General features: G+C 43.3%; 19 protein-coding genes. 14 read left to right on the top strand and 5 right to left on the bottom strand.

What is annotated here, in order from left to right; all coding sequences use genetic code 11:
- The 4 genes from B3Q63_RS12790 to B3Q63_RS12775 all read left to right on the top strand — a co-directional run.
- The coding region (locus B3Q63_RS12790) for an Ohr family peroxiredoxin (RefSeq protein WP_296177414.1) at positions 1-328 on the top strand (328 nt) is incomplete at its 5' end.
- 253 nt (positions 329-581) lie between these two features.
- On the top strand, positions 582-3,536 hold the full coding sequence (gene polA, locus B3Q63_RS12785) for a DNA polymerase I (protein ID WP_296177412.1): 2,955 nt from the start codon (positions 582-584) through the stop codon (positions 3,534-3,536).
- Between the two features lie 239 nt (positions 3,537-3,775).
- Entirely contained in the window at positions 3,776-4,312 is a 537-nt protein-coding gene (locus B3Q63_RS12780) for a hypothetical protein (protein ID WP_296177410.1), read from the top strand.
- A 249-nt stretch (positions 4,313-4,561) separates the two neighbouring features.
- On the top strand, positions 4,562-4,903 hold the full coding sequence (locus tag B3Q63_RS12775; protein WP_296177407.1) for a hypothetical protein: 342 nt from the start codon (positions 4,562-4,564) through the stop codon (positions 4,901-4,903).
- A gap of 85 nt (positions 4,904-4,988) precedes the next feature.
- On the opposite strand, the gene hemH is transcribed toward B3Q63_RS12775, so the two are convergent.
- Entirely contained in the window at positions 4,989-6,008 is a 1,020-nt protein-coding gene (hemH, locus tag B3Q63_RS12770) for a ferrochelatase (protein WP_296177404.1), read from the bottom strand.
- Between the two features lie 506 nt (positions 6,009-6,514).
- On the opposite strand from hemH, the gene metX reads away from it, so the two are divergent.
- From metX to B3Q63_RS12750, 4 genes are all read left to right on the top strand, one after another.
- A complete protein-coding gene (metX, locus tag B3Q63_RS12765; RefSeq protein ID WP_296177416.1) occupies positions 6,515-7,756 on the top strand; it encodes a homoserine O-succinyltransferase MetX in 1,242 nt (413 codons plus the stop codon).
- Complete coding sequence (gene metW, locus B3Q63_RS12760; RefSeq protein ID WP_296177401.1) at positions 7,753-8,370, top strand: methionine biosynthesis protein MetW; 618 nt, start codon at positions 7,753-7,755, stop codon at positions 8,368-8,370. Before metX ends, metW begins: the two co-directional genes overlap by 4 nt.
- A gap of 419 nt (positions 8,371-8,789) precedes the next feature.
- Positions 8,790-9,371, top strand: coding sequence for a tetratricopeptide repeat protein (locus tag B3Q63_RS12755; protein WP_201562163.1), 582 nt, complete (start codon positions 8,790-8,792; stop codon positions 9,369-9,371).
- Positions 9,372-9,664: 293 nt separating this feature from the next.
- On the top strand, positions 9,665-10,750 hold the full coding sequence (locus B3Q63_RS12750; RefSeq protein ID WP_296177394.1) for a rhodanese-related sulfurtransferase: 1,086 nt from the start codon (positions 9,665-9,667) through the stop codon (positions 10,748-10,750).
- A gap of 127 nt (positions 10,751-10,877) precedes the next feature.
- Here B3Q63_RS12750 and serA read toward each other — a convergent pair whose 3' ends face one another.
- Positions 10,878-12,104, bottom strand: a complete 1,227-nt coding sequence (gene serA, locus B3Q63_RS12745) for a phosphoglycerate dehydrogenase (RefSeq protein ID WP_201562167.1) — start codon at positions 12,102-12,104, stop codon at positions 10,878-10,880.
- Between the two features lie 514 nt (positions 12,105-12,618).
- On the opposite strand from serA, the gene B3Q63_RS12740 reads away from it, so the two are divergent.
- Entirely contained in the window at positions 12,619-14,079 is a 1,461-nt protein-coding gene (locus B3Q63_RS12740; RefSeq protein WP_296177390.1) for an FAD-binding oxidoreductase, read from the top strand.
- Between the two features lie 149 nt (positions 14,080-14,228).
- Here the strand turns inward: B3Q63_RS12740 and B3Q63_RS12735 are convergent, their stop codons facing one another.
- Positions 14,229-14,861, bottom strand: coding sequence for a BLUF domain-containing protein (locus tag B3Q63_RS12735; protein WP_296177388.1), 633 nt, complete (start codon positions 14,859-14,861; stop codon positions 14,229-14,231).
- Positions 14,862-15,498: 637 nt separating this feature from the next.
- Between B3Q63_RS12735 and B3Q63_RS12730 the strand changes: the two genes are divergently transcribed.
- From B3Q63_RS12730 to B3Q63_RS12710, 5 genes are all read left to right on the top strand, one after another.
- Positions 15,499-17,136, top strand: coding sequence for a carbon-nitrogen hydrolase family protein (locus B3Q63_RS12730; RefSeq protein ID WP_296177384.1), 1,638 nt, complete (start codon positions 15,499-15,501; stop codon positions 17,134-17,136).
- 133 nt (positions 17,137-17,269) lie between these two features.
- Positions 17,270-17,827 carry a protein disulfide oxidoreductase gene (locus B3Q63_RS12725; protein WP_296177381.1) on the top strand — a complete coding sequence of 186 codons (558 nt, stop codon included), beginning with the start codon at positions 17,270-17,272 and terminating at the stop codon, positions 17,825-17,827.
- 439 nt (positions 17,828-18,266) lie between these two features.
- Positions 18,267-21,125 carry an isoleucine--tRNA ligase gene (ileS, locus tag B3Q63_RS12720; protein WP_296177378.1) on the top strand — a complete coding sequence of 953 codons (2,859 nt, stop codon included), beginning with the start codon at positions 18,267-18,269 and terminating at the stop codon, positions 21,123-21,125.
- Positions 21,118-21,768, top strand: a complete 651-nt coding sequence (gene lspA, locus B3Q63_RS12715; RefSeq protein ID WP_201620220.1) for a signal peptidase II — start codon at positions 21,118-21,120, stop codon at positions 21,766-21,768. Before ileS ends, lspA begins: the two co-directional genes overlap by 8 nt.
- Positions 21,769-21,937: 169 nt before the next feature.
- Positions 21,938-22,564 carry an O-acetyl-ADP-ribose deacetylase gene (locus B3Q63_RS12710; RefSeq protein ID WP_296177373.1) on the top strand — a complete coding sequence of 209 codons (627 nt, stop codon included), beginning with the start codon at positions 21,938-21,940 and terminating at the stop codon, positions 22,562-22,564.
- A gap of 99 nt (positions 22,565-22,663) precedes the next feature.
- Here B3Q63_RS12710 and B3Q63_RS12705 read toward each other — a convergent pair whose 3' ends face one another.
- Positions 22,664-23,158 (bottom strand): hemerythrin domain-containing protein, encoded by a 495-nt coding sequence (locus tag B3Q63_RS12705; protein ID WP_201620218.1) that lies wholly within the window; start codon positions 23,156-23,158, stop codon positions 22,664-22,666.
- 195 nt (positions 23,159-23,353) lie between these two features.
- On the bottom strand, positions 23,354-24,040 hold the full coding sequence (locus tag B3Q63_RS12700) for a DUF1294 domain-containing protein (RefSeq protein ID WP_296177370.1): 687 nt from the start codon (positions 24,038-24,040) through the stop codon (positions 23,354-23,356).
- Between the last annotated feature and the right edge of the window lie 53 nt (positions 24,041-24,093).

Genomic DNA, 24,093 nt, shown 5'->3' with positions numbered 1-24,093 from the left:
TATGGTTGCACCGGGTTCTGGTAAAGAAGGCAACAATCCAGAGCAACTATTCGCCATGGGCTATGCGGCTTGCTTTGATGGTGCACTTGCTGCCGTCAAAGGGGTAGAAAAAGCAAAGTTTGACTCTACCACTGAAGTATCGGTAGATTTGATGAAAGGTGAAGGTCTAGATTTTCAATTGGCCGTTAAAATCCATGTGATTGGTGAAAATACAGAACTATCAGCGGATGAATTCCAACAGTTGGTTGAGAAAGCCAATAAAGTCTGCCCGTATTCTAAAGCTACCCATGGTAATGTCGATAGCGAAGTGACTTCAGAAGTAAAATAAGCGCTAAATAACGACGATATCGTGAAATATATACAGCTATTAAATATATAAGAAGAACTCAGCTGGTCTGGGTTCTTTTTTTATTGGTGACGAATTTAGCTCATCAACATCGTAACTGTTTATTATTTTCACCATCCATTGATTAGTTTGCCATCAATTCGGCAAGAAGATTTTTTATCGTTATAATGAAGGTATCTTTTTATCCAATTTTTTACTCAATACTTGCTGCCCCATATTTGATAAGTGACTTTTTATGACTGCCAACGACCACAACTCGCACTCGCCCATTAATCCCAATACGCTACCAAACTTTGCCTCCATGCCAAATGTGGCGACGATGGATACCAGTCATGTGGATAAAAACCAGCCGCCCTTTATTTTGGTCGATGGCTCTTACTATCTGTTTCGCACTTATCACGCCTTGCCAAAGACCATGCAAAACTCTCAAGGTCTGATAACCAACGCCATACGTGGAACGTTGAATGCGCTATTGAAATTAATGCGCCGCTATCACCCAACCCATATGGCGGTCTGCTTTGATACCAAATCACCGACCTTTCGTCACGCGATGTCAGAGGAATACAAAGCCAACCGTCCCAAAATGGATGTGGAGCTTGCCGAGCAGATTCCGTATATCCATAGCTTAGTTGCCGCTCTAGGAATCCCCTTACTCCGTATCGAAGGCGCAGAAGCCGATGATATCATCGGTACCCTCGCTTATCGTGCCGTCGCTGAAGGTCATCACGTGGTCATCTCCACGGGTGATAAAGATATGATGCAGCTGATTAATGACTGCGTGATATTAGAAGACAGCTTTACCGGTAAAATTACCGATAGCGCAGGCGTGGTCGAAAAATTCGGTATTAATCCTGAGCAGATGATTGATTTTCTGACCCTCATGGGTGATTCCTCTGACGGCATCAAAGGCGTACCTGGCATCGGTAAAAAGACTGCCAAAGATTTGCTTAATGAGTATGGCAGTATCGACAACATGCTCAAAAACGTTGCTGATATCAAAGGGCGTGCGGGCAAAAATCTGGTGGAATACGCTGATGATATCCCTATGAATGCGCAGCTGGCAACTATTGTTACTGATTTAGAAATTGGCCAAGACTGGCAAGATTTAAAAATCAATACCGACCCTTGCGCGCATATCGATGAGCTACGAGCGCTATATACTGAGCTTGAATTTAGAAATGAGCTGGCCTCACTGGATCACCCCAATCACCCAGCCAATGGTTCGCAAAGTGTCGCCAATAGTCAGGCGGATGCTGAATCACAAGCACAAATCGCTAAATCCTTACAGTCAAGCACCATCGACAATATCACCGATAGTAAAAGTCATGATAGAGCGTGGCATACGATTTTAGATGAGCCTGCCTTTGATAGCTTGGTTAAGCTATTAGCAGACGCACCGCATTTTGTTATCGATACCGAAACGACCAGTGTTTATTGGCGTCAGGCTGAGTTGGTTGGTTTGTCTTTTGCGGTAAAAGCGCACGAAGCCTATTATGTACCGCTCACGCATCGCTTAGAAGGTGATGAGCTAACGGCAAAGCAGCTTGATTGCGATACGGTATTAGCAAAGCTCAAACCTATCTTAGAAAATCCAAACATCGGTAAAATCGGTCAACATCTCAAATATGATGCCCATATTCTCAGTCATTATAATATTGATTTAGTAGGCAGCATTCATGCCAGCCCTAATAACTGGGCGATGGATACCATGCTTGCCAGCTACGTCATCAATGCCGCCATCACTCGTCATGGTATGGATGACTTGGCGCGCCATTATCTACAAACACAGACTATCAGCTTCGAGGATGTCGCTGGTAAAGGCGCTAAGCAAGTTAGCTTTGACCAAGTAGCCATCGATATTGCCAGCGACTATGCTTGCGAAGATGCCGATATTACTTATCAGCTGTTTGATGTCTTTAATAAGAAACTGTCTGATGACGAAAATAACGCCAAACTACTACATGAGCTAGAGATTCCAACTGCCGAAATACTCTGCCAAATGGAAGCCCACGGTATTTTAATTAAGCGCCCATTCTTAAATGAGCTATCAAAACGTTTTGATGAAGAAATCATTGCGCTTGAAAAACGTGCTTATGAAATCGCTGGAGAAGAGTTTAATCTCGGCTCACCAAAGCAGCTTGGTGAGATGCTGTTTGATAAGCTTGGCGTCATTGGTGGTAAAAAAACCAAGTCAGGGCAATACTCTACGGGTGAAGCGGTATTATCAAAAATTGATCACCCATTAGTGGAAATTGTCCTTGAATATCGCGGCCTATCTAAGCTCAAAAGCACCTATACCGATGCGCTTGATAATGTTGCAGATGCGCAGACTGACCGCGTGCATACGAGCTACCATCAAGCACTGACCAGTACCGGTCGTCTGTCATCAACTGATCCTAACTTACAAAATATTCCGATTCGTACTGCTACCGGACGCCTAATTCGTCAAGCCTTTATCGCGCCAGAAGGTCGCGTTATTTTGGCTGCGGATTATTCACAAATTGAATTACGTTTAATGGCGCATTTTTCAGGCGATAAAAACCTGACTCATGCCTTTAACGAAGGATTAGATATTCACGCAGCCACCGCAGCTGAAGTGCTAGGCAAAGAGGTTACTGATGTCACCCCGACCGAGCGCCGTAATGCCAAAGCCATTAACTTTGGCCTACTCTATGGCATGAGCGCTTTTGGTCTTGCCAAGCAGCTACAAATGAGCCGCAGTGAGGCGCAAGACTATATCGATATGTACTTTAAGCGCTATCCGGGTGTCAAAGACTATATGATTAATACTCGTGCCAGCGCCCATGATAAAGGCTATGTCGAGACCATATTGGGCCGTAAGCTTTATACACCTGATATCACCCATAGCAATCGCATGGTCAAACAAGGCGCTGAACGTGCGGCGATTAACGCGCCATTACAAGGTTCGGCAGCTGACTTGATTAAACTTGCCATGATTGCTGTTGATAAAGTGTTGCCAAAAGAGCAAGCCAAAATGCTGCTACAGGTCCATGATGAGCTGGTGTTTGAAGTCGATAGCGACAAGGTCGATGAAATCAGCAAGCTTATTACTGATGCCATGCAAGACGTCTTAACTAACACTGCTGTTGAAAAAGGTTGGCAGGTAGATTTTGCTGTACCGTTATTAGTTGAAACAGATAGTGGTCAGAACTGGGATGAAGCGCATTAATCGTGCAAACAAAGGCAGTTATAATGGCATTTAATACTGCTATTAATGCTTCTATTAATGCAGCTAAAGATGGTAATTGAACACTGGCGTTTATACTCTGCCATAGCTGTGCAATGACTCTTAGCAGTATAACAAGCACACGTTACTTTTATATATATTAATTTTTAACATATTAATAACGGTTTAAAGTGAGCCTGTGCGCTCACTTTTTTCATTTTTGAAAACTAGGAAGCTTTATTTTGATTGCAGATGGCATCATCGAATTACCGGGTATTATCATATTAATCGCGTGCATATTACGCTGCGTTCAGTATGTGATACAGAGTGAGCTGAAACTGGGGCACTATTTTTGGTTGGCATCCGTATTGACGTTTTTTGCTGTGATTCGTCGTGAGTTGAACTATGTGCCCGAGCTCTTGATTCCTAGTGGTTTTAAATTTATGAATCACTCGTACGATTGGTGGGAAGACGCTGTGCTGTTAACGGTGTATCTGCTGATTGTGGGCTTATTAGCTTATAGTTGGCGTTATCTGTGGACGGTATTAAAAAAAGTTCCTGTGTCGCTATATATCGCTGTGGTTGCCTTAGCACTGTTAGAATATATGGGTGAAAATGCCATTTTTATACCAGAAAGCATTGGCGAGATAGTAGAAGAAATCGCAGAGACCGGCGTTTATGTAATTGCCTTGATTTATTTATGGACATTTAAACTCGGTGAGTTTGAGAGACATTTTTTACCTCAACAAAATTATCATGCACCGTGCAAAGCCAGTTAACGGAAATTGTCTACTCGCTAAGGTTATCAACCAGCAAAACCTTTATTAACGATAACAACTAAATAACGGCTGCTCAATATGGGCAGCCGTTTTTTTGCCTTTATAGACTTGTCTTCTTACATTTTTTGAACATCCTGTGACACCTTACTACTATCAGTTACCATCATAACGCGGCACACTGATAAGCAGAGCTTACCAATGACCAATAATAACGTGAATGGCATTTATAACTATAATGAGGACACAACCATGGACAATACAAAAACCCCACTACCAGAAGAGATGGATCATATTGAAGGTGACGACAATATGAATGACAACGAAGTCGGTAGCCAAGAGATTGATTTGAACAACCCTATGCTGCACACCTTTGATAATGACGATATGATTGATAATAGCGCAGGATTTAATAACTCAGAAGTTGGAACAGACGCAACTCAAGGGCTGACGCCGATGCATCGGCAAAATATTGATGAAGCTCGGATTGATGAAGTCTTGGTCGAAGACAATTTAGACGATAAAGACTATCCTAATATTGTTGATACTGCAGACAGAGATGCGGCAAAGATTTCTAATGATGACAATTTTTAGAAATCACCTATTCGTAAAATAGAAAATAATTCAGAAAAAAATACCGAACATTATGTCCGGTATTTTTTATGGCTAAAGAAAACATTTAAGCCCAGCCATCCAAGGTTCCTGCCCAGCCTTTGACCAAAGGCAAGCTTAATGCTTCTAGCAAATCAATATGCGCTTCATCAAGATTCAACGCTGGAATATAATGATATTCTTGCCCGCCAGCATTAAGAAAATTATCACGATTCTCAATCGCCAACTCTTCCAATGTCTCTAAGCAATCGGCGGAGAACGCCGGACTAATTACCTGTACTGAACGCACCCCAGATTTGCCCCAATCCTCTAATACCACATCGGTATAAGGCTTGACCCATTCTTGCTTACCAAAGCGCGACTGAAAGCTGATAATCCATTCGTCATCTTGCAGACCAAGTTCGTGCGCGACTTGCGCGGCGGTACATTTACAACGTTTTGGATACGGGTCACCTTTATCGGCGTAAGGCTGCGGAATCCCATGAAAGCTAAACATCAGCTTTTCAGGCTTGCCATGTTCCGCTTGAAAACGACGAATCGAATTGGCCAATGCTTTGATATAAAGCGGATGGGCAAAGTAATCTTTGACAATGCTATAGTTTGGCAAGTTACGTTGCTTGAGCGTCCATTTGGTTAACGCATCATATACCGCACCGCCAGATGATGCCGAATACTGCGGAAATAATGGCAAGATAACAAAATGATCAACGCCTTCGCTACGCAAGGTATCCATCACATCAGGCAGGCCAGGATTGCCATAGCTCATCGCCGGATGCACAGACACCCGAAATGGCGCCACACTATCAGCCAAGCGCGGCTCTAACAGCTCAACCTGACTTTTTAGTATTTTGCGAATGGGTGAATCACCTTCCCAAATACTGGCATAAGCCTTTGCGACCCGCTTAGGGCGGCTTGGCAACACAAACAGGTTTAGAATAATTGCCCATAAGAATTTAGGAATTTCAATCACGCGCGGGTCAGATAAAAACTGTTTGAGGTAGCGGCGTACGGCTGGTGCAGTCGGCTCATCAGGCGTACCTAGGTTGACTAACAAGACGGCAATACGTGGCGGCAATTTAGGTTTCATAGAGTATTATTTATTCACTTATTAAATCATCAGGAAATATATTAGATAGAGACATAACGAGCAAGCAGAGAAGCTTATAAACGAGATATTATAAGGTTTAAAATGGCTGCTATTGTTCGCCTTTAGTGTAGCATTTTATAAGAGCAGAACGCATGGTAAAGGCAACCGTTATACACTTTAATACGTACTTTGATACCTGCCTTGATACTTGCCTTGATACTGCCCTTAATCGACGCTTAAAATAAAGACTTGGCGCGAAGGTTGTACTCCTACGCACATCGCCATACAATAGACAAGCTTATAACAATAAACTAGTTAGACCAATTACTGTCGCCATCCTAGGTTTGTTTTATTTATAACTGTTTTTTTATCCATGACTATTGTTTTATCCATAACTGTTGTTTTGTGAGGTAGCTTTGAGCGCACGTTCTGATAGTACCAGTGAGCATTCCCCTAATCATGCTGCTAATGCAACCGATACCGTCGGTTCGGTAGGCTCAGTTGGCATCGTCACGCCGCAGACTTTTCATTTCGCTGAGCCGTTGACCTTGGAGTGCAATCGCACCCTGCCCTCATTCGATTTAATCTTTGAAACTTATGGCACGCTCAATAGCGACAAATCGAACGCCATCCTTATCTGTCACGCCTTATCAGGTAGCCATCATGCGGCAGGCTTTCATAGTGACGACGATAAAAAAGCGGGTTGGTGGGACAATATGATTGGCCCTAATAAAGCCATTGATACCAATCAATTTTTTGTCGTGTGCGTCAATAATATCGGCAGCTGCTTTGGTTCTACCGGTCCAACGACCATCAATCCTGACACCGTCAATTCAAGTCAAAAAAGCACAAACAAGAATAATGAGAACAGCGAGCCACAAGTTTATGGCCCTGACTTTCCCCTCGTCACCATTAAAGACTGGGTAAAAACCCAAGCCATGCTCTCAGACCGTTTGGGCATTGAGGTTTGGCATGCCATCGTCGGCGGCTCTATGGGCGGTATGCAAGCCCTGCAATGGTCGGTCGATTATCCAGAGCGGTTAAAACGCTGCGTGGTTATTGCCAGTACACCAAAGCTTTCTGCGCAAAACATCGCCTTTAATGAAGTTGCACGTCAGTCTATTTTATCTGACCCTGATTTTAAAGACGGACGCTATTTGCAGGCAGGCACTTATCCTCGTCGCGGGCTTATTCTTGCGCGTATGGTTGGTCATATCACCTACTTGACTGATGACGCGATGAAGGCAAAGTTTGGTCGTGATTTAAAATCTGGCAAGTTTATGTATGGCTATGATGTTGAGTTTCAAGTTGAGAGCTATTTGCGCTATCAAGGCGAACGCTTTAGTGAAAACTTCGATGCCAATACCTATCTGCTGATGACCAAAGCCTTGGATTATTTTGACCCGACGCGTGACTATCCATTAGCCGTAACATTAGAATCCGCATCAGTAAAAGCTGAATCTGCCGAAAAAGAGCTAAGCGCACTTAAAGTCGCCTTCGCTCATACGCAGTGTCAGTATTTGGTGGTGTCATTTACCACCGATTGGCGTTTTGCGCCCGAGCGCTCACAAGAGATTGTCGATGCATTAATGGCGACTGGTAAGCCGGTCAGCTATATCAATGTCGATGCCCCGCACGGTCATGATTCGTTTTTATTTGATATTCCGCGTTATATGGGTGCTGTTAAAGGCTTTTTGACCGCGCCATTTATTGCTAATAGCATGATAGCCAAAGGAGCACGCTCATGAGAATGGACCATCAATTGGCTGAGCGTTGGATTGCACCGCACTCGCATGTGCTTGATTTAGGCTGCGGCAATGGTGAGCTACTCGCGCATTTACAGCAAAATCTAGGCGTGACCGGTTATGGACTTGAGATTGACGAAGACAAAATCAATGAAGCCATTACTAAAGGCCTATCTATCGTCGAGCAAGACCTCAACGATGGCTTAAGCCGTTTCGCAGATGATAGCTTTGATACCGTCGTTATGGCACGAGCGCTACAAGCGGTAAAAGCGCCTGATGTATTATTGCTCGATATGCTACGCGTCGCCCGCGAAGCCGTCATTACCTTCCCTAACTTTGCCCATTGGCAAAACCGCCTGCATTTGGGCTTAAAAGGTCTAATGCCAGTTTCAGAAGCGTTGCCTTATGAGTGGTATAACACCCCAAATATTCATCTGTGTACCTTTAAGGACTTTGAGCAGCTGTGCGCGCAGCATGATATTCATATCATAAACCGCTTTGCTGTCAGTGATTCGGAAAAAGGTCATAACCCTCTAATGACCGCATTAATACGCCAAGCCCCTAACCTTTTAGCAGACGTCGCTATCTATCGTGTTAGCAAGCAAAAACGGGATTAATAATCGTATTTTTTGTCGTTTATTAAAGTGAATTTAACGCCATTACTACCTATTTTAATCTTAAGCGATTGTTAATTTTTTCTTACCCTTCAGTAACTCTATGATTTTATTGAGGACAATGCGGTACAGTTAGGAATTAAATCCTGTAATTAGTATTTGAGTTTCGTAAGTTTGGGTGTTAAGCTAGCGAAATAGTGTCAATCACCCCCTAATTACGACCGTTTGTCGGGTTAATCAGGGACGACTATGACACTACCGATATGAAACACTACCAATACGAATTATTTTGCTAATGATTAGGTAAGTTGGTATTGCAAGATTTCACCTAATTGTTATCGCCGTCTAACTGTCTTTAGCGAGACAATTTTTAGCGGTGCAACTTTTCTTTTGCTTATTAACTGCCTAATTTTGGAGCTGCTATGAAATTATTAAAAGCTGCGTTGTTTACTGCCCTGTTTTCTTGTGCGGGCCTTGCCAACGCTGAGTTAATATCAAACGTGCCACTTGATACCTCACGTTTTGAGCTAATGCCTATCAGTGAGCTGTCTGCCAGCGCTGCGCAAGGTAACAATCACGCTCAGTTTTACTTAGCCAAGCGTTTGCAAAAAGGCGAAGGCGTTGCTCAAAATACCCAACAAGCTGTCCAATGGTATACCAAAGCAGCTCAGCAAGGCGTTGCCCCTGCTCAGTTGAATCTTGCCATCATGTACTTGCGCGGTGAAGGTGTCCAACCAAACCTACAGCAGGCACGCCTTTGGTTAGAAAAAGCGGCAATGCGCGGCGATAACCGTGCCAGCTATACGCTTGCTTTGCTAGATGAGAAGCAAAAAAACCTAGTTGATGCTTATAAATGGTACGACTTGGCTGCCCGTGACGGTATGCTCGATGAAAAAGTACGTAACAAAGCTCGCGGTAAAATCGGTCAGCTAGCATTGAACTTATCAAGCTCAGACATTGCTAGTGCCCGTAGCAAAGCCGATACTTGGTTTCAAAGTAAGTAAAGCGTAAACCAATAAGCTAAACTTCGATTTTACGCCATGAATATTAAATAAGCTCAGTATCATCGTACTGGGCTTTTTTGTTTGCCATTTTTATTATCTCTCATATTTCTATGAGATTTTAGAATGATAAAACCTCCAAAATCTTCCCAAAATTTGTTAAACTACGCGCGCATTAACGAATTCCACAATTGCGCTAGTGTTATGAATCTTACCAATTCATTTTAACCGTTAATTTTAAAAAGCACCTTAAACCCAATGCACTAGGTTTGCGACCTAGCCAGCAGGAGAAAAACATGAGTACCAATCAAGACAGCCATACCAAAAATAGCAGCATCCAACAAAGCACTGCAACTGATAACAAAGCAGCGCCTGCTTACGATAGCGTAACCAATAACATCGTCGTTGCCGCACTTTATAAGTTCACGCGCTTTAGCGATTTTGAGCAATATCGTGAGCCAATTTTAAATACCATGCTTGATAATGATGTCAAAGGCACTTTATTACTGGCCAGCGAAGGCATTAACGGCACAATTTCTGGTAGCCGCCAAGGTATTGATAATGTCTTAGATTATTTGCGCAGTATCGAAGCGATTGGCAGCTTTACTTTTAAAGAATCTTATACTGATGCACAGCCTTTTTATCGCACTAAGGTGAAGCTTAAAAAAGAAATCGTCACCATGGGTGTTGAAAATATCGACCCATTACAATCGGTTGGTCGCTATGTCAAACCAAGCGAATGGAATGCGCTTATCTCAGATCCTGACGTTATTTTGATTGATACCCGTAACGATTATGAAGTTCAAATCGGTACGTTTCAAAATGCCGTTAATCCAAACACCGAAACCTTCCGCGAGTTTCCAGAATACGTGGCAAAAGAGCTCGACCCAGCGAAACATAAAAAAGTCGCCATGTTCTGTACTGGTGGTATTCGCTGTGAAAAGTCCACCGCTTACATGCGTGAGCAAGGCTTTGAAGAGGTATATCACTTAGAAGGTGGTATTCTAAAATACCTCGAGGAAGTACCCGCCAGCGACTCTATGTGGCAAGGCGATTGCTTCGTTTTTGACAATCGTGTGTCGGTCAATCACAACCTAGAAAAAGGCAACTACGAGCAATGCTTTGCTTGCCGTATGCCGATTACAGCCGAGGACATGCAAAGCGCCGCCTATATCAAAGGTGAGTCGTGCCCGCATTGTATCGATAAAGCGACTGAAGAACAAAAAGCCCGCTTTCGTGAGCGCGAACATCAAATGCAGCTAGCGAAAAAACGTGGCGAAGCGCATATCGGTAGCGATGTCATGGACGTCATAGAAAAGCGTAAAGCAGCTAAGATTGAGGCACGTCGCCAAGCGGAAGCGGCGAATAAAGCCAAAGCTTAATCAGTTAAAGCCATACCCTGCTTTGAATGTTAGACGTTTAAATGATTAACCATAAAAAAGAGAGGCCCTATTAATAGGGCCTCTCTTTTTTTATACCAGTTGTAAAATTAAATAATAACGCTTAATTTTAGAACAAGATACGTACGCGAATGGTTTCTTCAACGTCTTTTAGCTGGTCTAATGCAGCTGTTGAATCGTTATAATCCACATCCATCACCAGATAACCCACATCGCCTTCAGTCATTAAGCTCTGCGCTAAAATGTTGATATGCGCTTCGGCGAACAGACGGTTAATCTGTGATAGTACGCCTGGGACGTTTCTATGGATATGCAGCAGACGATGCGAGCCTTCTTTAAACGGCACAGAAACTTCTGGGAAGTTTACGGCAGTTGCAGTATCGCCTTGGTCAGAGTATCTAACGAACTTATCTGCAACTTCAAGACCGATATTCGCCTGTGCTTCTTGCGTTGAGCCACCGATATGCGGCGTCAAGATAACGTTGTCAAATTTACGTAGTGGTGACTCAAACTCTTCATCAGCAGATTTTGGCTCTTTCGGGAACACGTCAATCGCCGCGCCCAAGATTTTACCAGACTCAAGCACTGCCGCCAAATCATCAATCTCAACACAAGTACCACGTGCCGCATTAATAAAGTAGCTGCCGTCTTTCATATGGGCAAACTGCGCCGCGCCCATCATATAGCGGGTGCTTGGTACATCAGGCACATGCAAGGTGACGATATCAGCGGTTGATAGCAGCTCTTCTAAGCTACCTACTTGCACGGCGTTACCTAGTGGCAATTTGGTCAAGACATCATGATAAATGACTTTCATACCAAAGCTTTCAGCCAATACCGACAATTGCGAGCCGATAGAGCCATAACCGACGATACCGATAGTCTTGCCACGTACTTCATGTGAATTGGTCGCAGACTTGCCCCAACCGCCGCGATGTACGGTGGCGTTTTTCTCAGGGATACCACGATATAGCATGATGGCTTCGGCCAATACCAGCTCAGCAACCGAGCGGGTGTTCGAATATGGCGCGTTAAAGACAGGAATACCCAAATCACGAGCGGCGTCCAAGTCGACTTGGTTGGTACCGATACAAAAGCAGCCAATACCGATAAGCTTGTGTGCGTGCTCAAGGACTTCACGCGTCAGCTGCGTGCGCGAGCGGATACCGATGAAGTGAGCATCTTTAATCTTTTCGATGAGCTCATCTTGATCTAAGGCGTGACTGATATTCTCGATGTTATGATAACCAGCCCCTTCCAATACTTTTAACGCATTGTCATGTAGACCTTCAAGCAATAAAAACCGGATTTTGTCTTTTTGTAGTGATAACGCCATGTGAGAACTGTCCTATAATTGTCTTATAAAAATCATCAGTGGGATAAGTATGATGGATGAAACGAAAACAGTCTGGATATCTTACACAAAATTTGGCAGCGATGTTAGCAGATTAGATGAATTATTGCTTATCAAGCCTGAAAACTTTTTATGCTATAGTGAATCACGGTATATAAACCTGATATCTAAACCTTGTACTTAGAGTTTGCGCTTAAACTTTACACTTAGAACTTGTACTTAAAATTTGCATGCAAACGCTGTATCTAAATTTTATTAAACTGTTTTTTTAATTATGAATATTACTTACACTAGTTAGGCGCATGACCGCATATCTATCTATCATTGCAACACGCGCTCACTTATACTTATATTAATTATATGAACCCAGTTGCTTATATAAACCCATAAACCCAATTATTTATATAAACACAGTTATAACCGCTGAGTTATATCCATTTAGCGATATAATAATCCCTTTTATGCATAGCGCTTACGTTTCTACCGAGATTTGACCATGACTTCTTTAGCTAGCCAAAGCAACACTACCGCTCAAAACAATGCTACCACCCCTACTGCTGCTGTCCAGACCATCTTAAGCAACTTGCTTGATGTGCATCAGTTTGACACCAGCCAAATAAAAACCGATAGCGAAAGCTTAGAGCACTGGGGCAAAGATTGGACCAAGCACTTTGCTCCTGCTGCTGCTGCAATTGTCTTTCCAAAGACCACTGAGCAAGTGCAAGCGATTGTACTGCTTGCCAATGAGCACAATGTGGTATTGACCCCAAGTGGTGGTCGTACGGGATTGTCCGCAGGTGCAGTTGCCGCTAATGGTGAGATTGTCGTCAGTATGGATAAAATGAATCATATCGGACAGTTTTATCCCGCCGACCGTATGGTTGAGATTGAAGCCGGTGTCGTCACGCAGCAGCTACAACAATTTGCCGAATCAAAAGACCTATACTACCCTGTCGACTTTGCTTCTGCTGGCTCAAGTCAAATCGGCGGTAATATCGGCACCAATGCCGGCGGTATTAAAGTCATTCGATATGGCATGACCCGTCAATGGATTATGGGATTGACTGTTGTTACCGGTAAAGGGGATATCTTGCAGCTTAACCGCGGTATGGTGAAAAATGCCACCGGTTATGATTTGCGTCAATTGTTTATCGGTAGCGAAGGTACGCTAGGTTTAGTGACCCATGCCCAAATCAAGCTTGAGCGTCAGCCGCAAGATTTAAACGTCATGGTCTTAGGCATGGACAGCTTTAATGATGTCATGAATGTACTCTCTGCCTTTCAAGCACAAATCGATTTGACCGCGTTTGAGTTCTTTGATGATGTGGCGATTGATAAGCTCATGGCGCACGGTCAAGTACAAGAGCCGTTTGAATCACGTACCAAATTTTATACGCTGCTAGAGTTTGAAGCGCCTTATGAGCCTATCATGGATAAAGCCATGGCAATCTTTGAGCATTGCATGGAGCAAGGTTGGGTCGTTGATGGGGTGATGAGTCAGAGTCTAGCGCAAGCAGAAGAGCTATGGAAGCTACGCGAATACATCTCTGAAACCATCTCGGTATTCACCCCTTATAAGAATGACGTTTCTGTACTAATCAGCTATGTGCCTGAGTTTATCGCCGAGATTGATCATATCGTCAGTAGCAACTACCCTGACTTTGAGGTCTGTTGGTTCGGTCATATCGGTGATGGGAACTTGCATCTTAATATCTTAAAGCCTGCAAACATGAGTAAAGATGATTTCTTTAGCGAATGCCAAATCGTTAATAAATACGTGTTTGAAACGGTACAAAAATACGGCGGTTCGGTCTCTGCAGAACATGGCGTTGGTATGACCAAAAAGCCCTATCTGAATTATAGCCGTAGCGAGACTGAGATTGATTATCTGCGAGAAGTCAAAAAGGTCTTTGACCCCAATAATATTATGAATCGTGGTAAGATTTTTGATATGTAATTGCTTGAATTTATTATTATTGCAATCAGTTTGATGTCATAAAAAAAAGACGCTAAACGTTAAGTCTAGCGTCTTTTTTACTATTGAGCTGGCCATGCATCATTTTTATAAAAGATGAAAAGCGTAAAAGTAGTTAATCTATAAGATATTTATGATAAATAAAGCAGTACCAAGGCGATAATTAGCAATATACTTAAACAACCTTGAACCATTAAAAAGGCTTGATGCGGGGCGGCGACATGACGCACCATATTGCCAAGCGCATTATAAGTAATGCCTGCCGCTTTAATATGTGGCGGAGTATCAAAGGTTTGGATAATCTGCAAAAACTGCTCGGTACGCTCGGGCGACCAATCTTGCGGCGCAAATGGCAAATATGCTGACAGTTGAGCGGCTTGCTGCTTAGTCGTTGGTGACCACAACCAACGCTCTAAAAACAGCAAACGCATCCGCCAGTCTGAAAAATGACGCTGCTTAATGGTTTTTAAGAGCAATACTTGCACATTTTTATGGCGGGTATCCGCAAAGATACGCTGGGTAAGCGCCGCGACTTTGGCTTTTTCGCCTTCCATACATTGTAAAAAATGACCATTGCCATAACATAATGTACCTGTGATGCCATGCTGTTCATTATAGTCGCGCGCATGGCCTTCCACTTCATCAAATATCGTCGCATTCAACCGTGAGGCAAGCGTCAAGCTGCTAACATACACCAGCTGTACCAAGGCCGTGTCTGCTATTTCATCTAATTTACTCAAGGCATTAGGATGAGTTAGGGGCATAATAAAAATCCTAAAAGGTCACGGTAACAGGCAATTGAAAAAATGCGCCAAATAAGATGACGCTTAAGCAAATAAAAGCATCATTCATAAAAGATAGTAAGTCACAAAAACCTAGCAAATATTTACGCCGCTTGACTGTCATTGGTTACGGGAATTGCTATCATAAGCAGCGCAGTGTCAGTCATGATTAAGCGTCATAGCAGTTAAAATGAATTTATTAGCACAGCAGTATAAACCCTATAAAATAAGGGCAATATGCAGTGCCAAGATAAGCACTTGTAAATGGGCTAAATCGCCTCATTAAAATTAATAATAACAGACGCAATGTTTATAACTTATTGGCTATAACTTATTGTAAATACAAAGATAATTGATTGTAACGATTATATGCGCCTATTGGTATATTTTTCTCGACATTATTATCTGAAAAGTTATAGCAAAAATGAGTTGCTAGCTTTTTTATTTAGTAAATGCAGCAATATCCAACCGCTTATTAGGCGCTTTACTGACGAGTTTTGATAGCCACCTTTTTATGACTCACTTTATCAACATCTATGAATATCGCTTTATTATTCACACCGATTTATTACCACTGATTTATTATCACTGATTTACAGAAACGACAGACAGGAACATTATGAGTAAGATAGAAAAACCAGACGACTTTCACCTCACCATAGCTGAGATTAAGAAAAAAGATTATCCACAACTGAAAGCTTTAATGGATCGCGTTTATGTCAACTTAGGCGGTGCGTGGTCAAAAAACACCATTCATACCTTAATTGACGCCTTCCCTGAAGGACAAATTGCGCTCTTTGACCATGATGAGCTGATTGGTATTGTGCTATCGATGCGCGTTGATTACACCAAGTTTTCTAACCCGCATACCTATGATGACTTAATTGGTCATAAAGAGATTATTAGAGACAATCCTAATGGCGACGCTATTTATGGCTTAGATGCGTTAATCGACCCCGAATATCGTGGTTATCGTTTAGGTCGCAGGCTTTATGATGCGCGTAAAGAGCTGTGCCGCCAGTTAAACTTCCGCGCTATTTTAGCTGGTGGTCGTATTCCCAATTATCACAATCACCAAGACTTAACCCCTGGTGAGTATATTGAAGCCGTTGAAGCTCGTGAAATTCATGACCCTGCGCTGTCGTTTCAGTTATCAAATGGCTTTATTGTTAAGCGTATTTTGACTGCTTACTTGCCCGATGATGCCCAATCTAAAGGTTTTGCGACCTTACTTGAATGGGCAAATATTTATTATGAGCCGCAAGATTATAAGCCCAATACGCGTAAATCAGAGGTCAGAATCGGCGGTATTCAGTGGCAAATGCGTGAGGTTGAATCACCTGAAGAGCTATTGCAACAAGTTGAATTCTTCGTTGATATTATGGCTGATTACAACTCTGACTTTGCTTGTTTGCCAGAATTTTTTAACGCGCCGTTAATGGGTCTGTGCGAATCAACTGATCAAAACGTAGCGATTCGCTTTTTGGCCGGTTATACCGAATGGTTTAAAAACGAGATTTCGCATTTGGCGGTCAGCTATAACGTCAACGTCATCACTGGTTCTATGCCGTTCTTGGACGACGACGATACCTTGTATAATGTCAGCTATCTATGCCGCCGTGATGGTACGGTTGAAGAGCAGCGCAAAATTCACATTACCCCGCATGAACGTAGCGCGTGGGTGATTGAAGGCGGTGACGAAGTCAAAGTATTTGATACCGATGCTGGTCGTATCGGTATCCTAGTTTGCTATGACGTTGAGTTCCCAGAGCTTGCGCGCTTGATGGCACTTGATGACATGGATATCTTGTTCGTCCCATTTTGGACAGATACCCAGAACGGCTATCTGCGCGTACGCCACTGTGCCCAAGCTCGTGCGATTGAAAACGAATGCTATGTGATGATTTGTGGTTCAGTCGGTAACTTACCGCAAGTTGAAAGCTTGGATATCCAATACGCACAGTCGTCTATTTTCTCACCGTCAGATTTTGCTTTCCCGCATGATGCGATTATGGCAGAAACCACGGCCAATACTGAAATGGTATTCTTCTCTGATTTAAACTTAGACAAGCTTATTCATGTTCGTAATGAAGGCTCGGTGCATAACCTGCTTGACCGCCGTGATGATTTGTTTAGCTTAAAATGGAAGAGAAAGGCTAAAATTCCAGCAAGCAAATTGACCGATGAAGAGCGTCGTGAAAATTCAGGCAGCGTGCTTATCGGCGATCCACTGCAAGACCGTGCACAAAAACCTTAAACAGTTATTTTAAAAAGTATGGTTAAAAAGTAACCACTCATAACAGTTCCATAGATTTTACGAATAATACGGCTGACCATTCAGCCGTTTATTTTTATCTATTAATCACATTGAGAGCAAAAAAGCAGCCACTATGACGACTGATACTGATACTGAAAAAAACCTTGAGACGCCAAAAAAAACGCCAAAGCAAAAGATATTGTCTGTTGCTAAAAATCTGCTTATCTATGGCTTGGTATTTGCTGTCATTTATACCGCTATTAACTGGTGGCGCCAACCGGTCATGCCAGCCAATCCGCAATTGCAATTGACCGACTATCAAGGGCAGAGCGTTGACTTAGCAGCAATGAGTCGGGATAAGCCAACGTTGGTATATTTTTGGGGAACCTGGTGTCCGGTTTGTCGGGTGACCTCGCCGACGATAGATAAGCTTGCCGCAGCAAATGACTATCCTGTGGTAACCATTGCGATTAAATCAGGTTCTGACCAAGAGCTGCACAGCTACCTCACTGAACACAATTATCAATTTACCACCGTCAATGACCAAGAAGGTGAGATATTCGCTGATTGGCAAGGGCAAGTCACGCCGTCTTATGTCGTTCTAAAAGATGGTGAAATGACGCAAGGCTTGACTGGTATGCAGCCACTTTGGTCGCTGAAATTGCGCTTATGGTTGTCAGAAGTTTTTTAGCGCTTAGCCAATTAGGCATAATCTAATAAATAGACAATCAAATTTGCCAGACGTATGATTTAATAGACAAGGTATGAATGCTGGCATAAGTGCTTGGTTTTGGCTAAAAACAGGGCGATACTGGTCAGCTCTTTTTACCCTCCTCGTTTTGTCATATAATAGCTGCCGTTATCATATTCACTTTTCTCATTATTCTGCTATCTGTTAAAGATATTTTTTGTTGCAATCGTCTCATTAGTATTTATGATGGACGTAACTATCTATAAGCAACACGTTATAAGCAATTCATAAGTAATATCTTTTAAGCAAAGTTTTCTAAGTAAAGTTTTCTAAGCAAAAGGCTAGCATCGATTATCAAATATTTGACCCCATATTATATTTAACCTTAAGCCTGAATTTCAAACGTAACCTCTAACCATCATCTTATAAGACACCTTCTATGACTGATAAAAGAAACGATACACCAAGCCAAGATTATAAAGACACCCTAAACCTTGCCGATACGCCTTTTGCGATGCGTGCAAACCTCGCCAAACGTGAGCCAGATTGGCTGGCTGCGTGGGAGGCGGATGACGTGTACGGCAAGATTCGTCAGGCGCGTACAGGGGCGACCAAATACATTTTGCATGATGGCCCTCCATACGCCAACGGTCAGATTCACTTAGGTCATGCGGTCAATAAGGTATTAAAAGACATTATCGTGAAGTCAAAAACTTTATCGGGTTTTGACGCGCCTTATGTGCCAGGTTGGGACTGTCATGGTCTGCCTATCGAGCAAAAGGTCGAAGCCAAAGTCGGTAAAGTTGGTCAAAAAGTCTCTGCGACCGAGTTCCGTGGTCTATGCCGCGAGTATGCAAGCACGCAGATTGAGCTGCAAAAGGCAGACTTTAAACGTCTAGGCGTGTTTGGTGATTGGGACAACCCTTATCTAACAATGAACTTCCATCAAGAAGCTAACATCGTACGCGCACTTGCTAAAATTTATGACAACGGTCACGTAACTCGCGGTATGAAGCCTGTTAACTGGTGCTTAGACTGTAGCTCTGCCCTAGCTGAAGCCGAAGTTGAATACCAAGATAAAGTCTCAGACGCTATTTATGTGAGCTTTGATGTACTAGATACCGAAAAAGTTGCAGCGTTAAGCGAAATTGACGGCAATATCGCAGCCGTTATTTGGACCACGACACCTTGGACGCTACCTGCTAACCAAGCAATCGCCGTACATCCTGAGCATGACTATAGTGTGGTCGTAACTGAAAAAGGTAACTTGTTACTAGCCGCTGAACTTGTCGAAACCGCCCTAAGCGAGCTTAAACTTAGCAATCAAGGCGTATTGGCAACGGTATCAGGACGCGAGCTTGAAGGTCTGCGCGCCCAGCATCCACTAATTGCAGACCGCCAAGTACCATTAATCCTAGGCGATCACGTGACCACCGATAGCGGTACTGGCCTCGTCCATACGGCCCCTGGTCACGGTCTTGACGATTATATCGTTGGCCTGAAATATAACTTGCCCGTTGAAAACCCAGTGAGTGGTACGGGCGTCTATTTAGAAAGCGCGGCGGTATTTGCAGGCGAGCATATCTATAAAGCCAATCCGCAAATTATCGCTACCTTAAATGATAACGGTCATTTAATCAGCCATACCAAAATTGAGCACAGCTATCCGCATTGCTGGCGTCACAAGTCGCCGATTATTTTCCGTGCAACACCGCAGTGGTTTATCAATATGGAAACCAAAGGTTTGCGTGAGCGTGCGCTTGCCGATATTCCAACGGTTAATTGGACGCCAGCGTGGGGACAAAACCGCATCGAAGCGATGATGAACGGTCGCCCAGATTGGTGTATCTCGCGCCAGCGTACTTGGGGCGTGCCGATTGCCTTTTTCACTCATAAAGAAACCGGCGAGCTGCACCCTAATACGCTTGAGCTGATGGAAGTTGCTGCACAAAAAATCGATGCAGGCGGCGTAGAAGCTTGGTTTGATGCCAGCTGTGAAGATTTCTTAGGCGCGGAAGCCGCGGATTATGATAAAGCAACGGATACGTTAGACGTTTGGTTTGACTCAGGAACGACGCATTTTGCCGTCCTTGAGCAGCGCGATGAATTAACCAATCCTGCTGATATGTATTTAGAAGGTTCTGATCAGCATCGCGGTTGGTTCCAGACGTCACTGCTTACCTCTGAGGCGATGTACGAGCGCCCACCGTTTAAGCAAGTATTGACCCATGGTTTTGTCGTCGATGAAAACGGCCGCAAGATGAGTAAATCACTTGGCAATATCATCACGCCGCAAGACGAGATTAATAAAACCGGCGCGGATATGCTGCGTTTGTGGATTGCGTCGAGCGATTATCGTTATGAGATGAGCGCAGGTAAAACGGTCTTTAAAGGCGCCATCGATATGTATCGCCGTATCCGTAATACCTTGCGCTTCTTGCTTGCCAATACCGATGACTTCGATCCAGCAACCAACAGCGTTGATATTAATGAGCTGGTCAGCCTTGATAAGTTCATCATTGAGCGTGCGCAAACGGTACAAGCGCAAATCATCAGCGCTTATGATGCGATGGACTTTCACCAAGTCACCCAACATATCACTGCGTTTTGCTCGCAGGATTTAGGCAGCTTCTATCTAGATATTATCAAAGACCGTCAGTACACGACCCAAACTGATGGACAGCCGCGTCGCTCTGCGCAAACGGCGATTTACCATATCGCTCATGCGTTGATTCGCTGGATTACGCCGATTTTGTCATTTACCGCGCAAGAAGCGTGGGAAGTATTGGAAGGTAAGAACGGCAAGGACGCAGGCTACGTGTTTACCGAAGAATGGTATACCTTCCCAGAGTTTGAGCTAAGCGCCATCAGTACCGATGACTGGCAACGCATCATGCAGGCAAAAGATATGGTCAATAAACATATCGAAACCGCACGCGGTGAAAAAATCATCAATGCCAACTTATCTGCTGGCGTTGATTTATATGCCGACGGTGCGATGCATGAAAGTTTGGCCAAGCTTGGTGAAGAGCTGCGTTTTGTGCTAATCACCAGTAGCGCAACTTTGAAGCCAATGAGCGCTGCCCCTGCTGACAGTCAAAACAATACTGCCCAAACTGATAACAATGCCGATGAATCAGTCGATTTAGTAGTCGAAGTCAGCGCCGCCACTGGCACCAAATGCGTACGCTGCTGGCATATCCGTGATGATATCGGTACAGACGCGGCGCATCCTGAACTATGTGCTCGCTGCGTGACCAACGTCAGCGGCGACGGCGAGGTGCGCCATTATGCCTAAATCAGCGCCTAACTCTACGCCTAATCCGACAGACTCATCGGAACATAAGCAACCGCAGGTTGAGGTTGATCATTCGCCTAAACCTGCGCATGCGACCACGGGCAGCTCAACCACACCCAAAAGTCGCCTGAATAAGACACCAAAAATGGTTGCTAATGGCAGTCGCGCTTTTATGTGGTACTTGCTATCACTGGTTGTGATTATTATTGATCAGTGGACCAAATGGCTGGCTGAAACCAAGCTAAACTTCCTCGAGCCCGTACCCGTGATTGAACCGTTTTTAAATTGGACGCTTGCTTATAATTATGGTGCGGCGTTTAGCTTTTTGGCCGATGCAGGCGGTTGGCAAAAATGGTTTTTTGCTGGACTTGCACTAATTATGTCGCTGTTTTTAATTGGCTATCTGGTAAAAGCGCCGCGTAAAGCCAAGCTGTTATCATTGGGTCTAGCCTTGGTGCTTGGCGGCGCCATTGGCAACCTGATTGACCGCTTGCTACATGGTCACGTGATTGACTTTATTCATGTGCATTATGCTGACGTTTGGCATTATCCAATCTTTAATATTGCCGATATTGGTATTTGTATTGGTGTGGCGTTGATTGTTATTGATATGCTGTTTTTGGAAAAAAAGCGTGATGCTTAAATGATATAAATCAGATGACTTTGTAAATAGGCTACCAAATCGGTAGCCTATTTTTTTGCGTCTTTGTCGAGAGATAGCCTATCGAATCTTATCGATAACGTAAGCCATATAGTCGAGTTGCGTTAAAAACGCTAAAGTATGATCAGTTCAATATAAAAAGGTTGCTGCCATGTCTGATAGTCAAACGTCTAATAACCCAATAAAACCTATTACCCAGAAGCAAATACCAGAATCTGACGACATTAACAATAAGAACAATAGTGGTAATGGTGTGACTTTATTAGTGATACAAGCTGATATCACTACGTTAAATATAGATGCCATTGTCAATGCTGCCAATTCAAGTTTGCTTGGCGGCGGCGGTGTAGACGGCGCGATTCATCGGGCAGCTGGACGTGAGTTATTAGCATATTGTCGTACATTGAATGGTTGCCAGACGGGCGAGGCTAAAATCAGTCCCGCGTTTAAGCTGCCTTGCCAATATGTGATTCACACGGTAGGCCCTGTTTGGCATGGCGGTAATCAACATGAGCCAGAGCTACTCGCCAACTGTTATCGAAACTCACTAGATTTAGCCGTCAAGCACAATCTTACTAGCATTGCCTTCCCCGCTATTAGTACCGGTGTTTATGGTTACCCGCTGGATAAAGCAACCAAAATAGCAATTGATACAGTGCAAAATTATGTGTTAAATGCTCTAGAACAGGCGACTAATTTCTCTATCCGCGAAGTTATCTTTTGCTGCTTTTCAGCCAGTGACGCCGCTGTTTATAAACAAGTGTTAGAGTCGATTTAAAGCGGTATTCATAAAATCATTAAACATAAAAAAACCACTAGCAATAGTGGTTTTTTATTTTGAACATTGCAATTCATTCATACATTTAAAACAACGTAATCATGCATCATCTGCATGTGCTTGCTTAAACTCAGCATACTCAACTTGATACAATGAGCCAAGGCGTTGCTGCAAGTCGCTATCTAAAATCTTTTTCGCCTCTTTAAAAAACTTGTTTTCTTCTTCTTTTAAATGATGGCGTACCTTATGAATCAAATCTGCACAGGTGCTATCCCATTTCTCTTGGCCAATACGTCCATCATCCAAGGTTTCCATCATCTCATCCATTTCATGATGCTCAGTAATGGCATGCCGAGACAAATCAAGCCCATCATCATGCTGCATGACGGGCACATATAAATGGCGCTCTTCTGCTGCCGCATGCGAGTGTAATTCAAGCTTTAACTCTTCATAAATGGCTTTACGCTGCGCCTCATCTTTCGTGCTTTCAAGCTTATCGCATAACGCCCGCTGTATCTCATGATTGTCGATTAAGGCTGCAAAAATATCTTGTGTTAAATCAACTTCGTTAGCATTATTATTGTTATTACTCATTACTTTCCTCTTTAAAGTTATTGCTACGTTAAGTATTCAAATGGTTCTATTTAATCCTCAAGTATCATAACAATAATAAAAGCTGCTATTGTCATCTATCAGTTAGCAATAGATAGTCATTTGGTTAAGGTCAGCATTTGCATAATATTTAATTAGGCAATTATTCAATGATTTAATCAATGCATCTGTCAAAACCTAGACAAAAGGCAAATTTTCCAAGAATGCAAAGTCTTTACCCGCCAAAATGAACAACAATCCTGCTAAATTAATAATCACAGTTAAATAATAAGTAATACGAAATTCAGGCTTTTGCGACTTATGACGCAAGTAGGTTTGCGCGACCATCGCCCCAACCCAACCGCCAAGCGCACTTAGCAGATGCAATGTTGACTCAGGCGTCCGCCAAGCGCCACTTTGGGCAGCAGCTTTGTCTTTGGCATACATGCCATAGGTAATGACGCCTAATATCGCGTACCAAGCAAGTACCGGCCAGCTTAGCTTATTCATGACCACCAATAAAATTAAAACCCCATAAAAGCCAATACCAAGAAACAAGCGTTTCTTTTGCCCTGCTTCAAACTCTGCTTGGGCGCTGCGTTTATGATTCCGCTGCCGGATTTGGCGGTTCTTTTGCGCCATTTTTTGCTGCACAAATCTGAGCTCTTGCACATCCTTTGCTTGCAGGCGACCCTGATTGTCTTGCCCCACTATAAAAACCACTTGCTCACCAATTTCAGGACGACGCTGGGCTTTAAACGCGCTGACATGAAAAAATACCGACTCGCCCGCAGCGGTTTCGATAAAACCAAAACCTTTATCGTCCTGCCATTTTTTAATATGACCTTGTTGTTTAGTGCTTAGGTTTTTCGTTTTCATATTCATAGTTTTTTATCATCGATTATTTTTACAACTAGAGCGTGTCTTCAATTCATCTT

The sequence above is a fragment of the Psychrobacter sp. UBA2769 genome (genome assembly GCF_002352555.1).
Taxonomy (GTDB): Bacteria; Pseudomonadota; Gammaproteobacteria; order Pseudomonadales; family Moraxellaceae; genus Psychrobacter; species Psychrobacter maritimus.
This window is presented reverse-complemented; position numbering and strand designations above follow the sequence as displayed.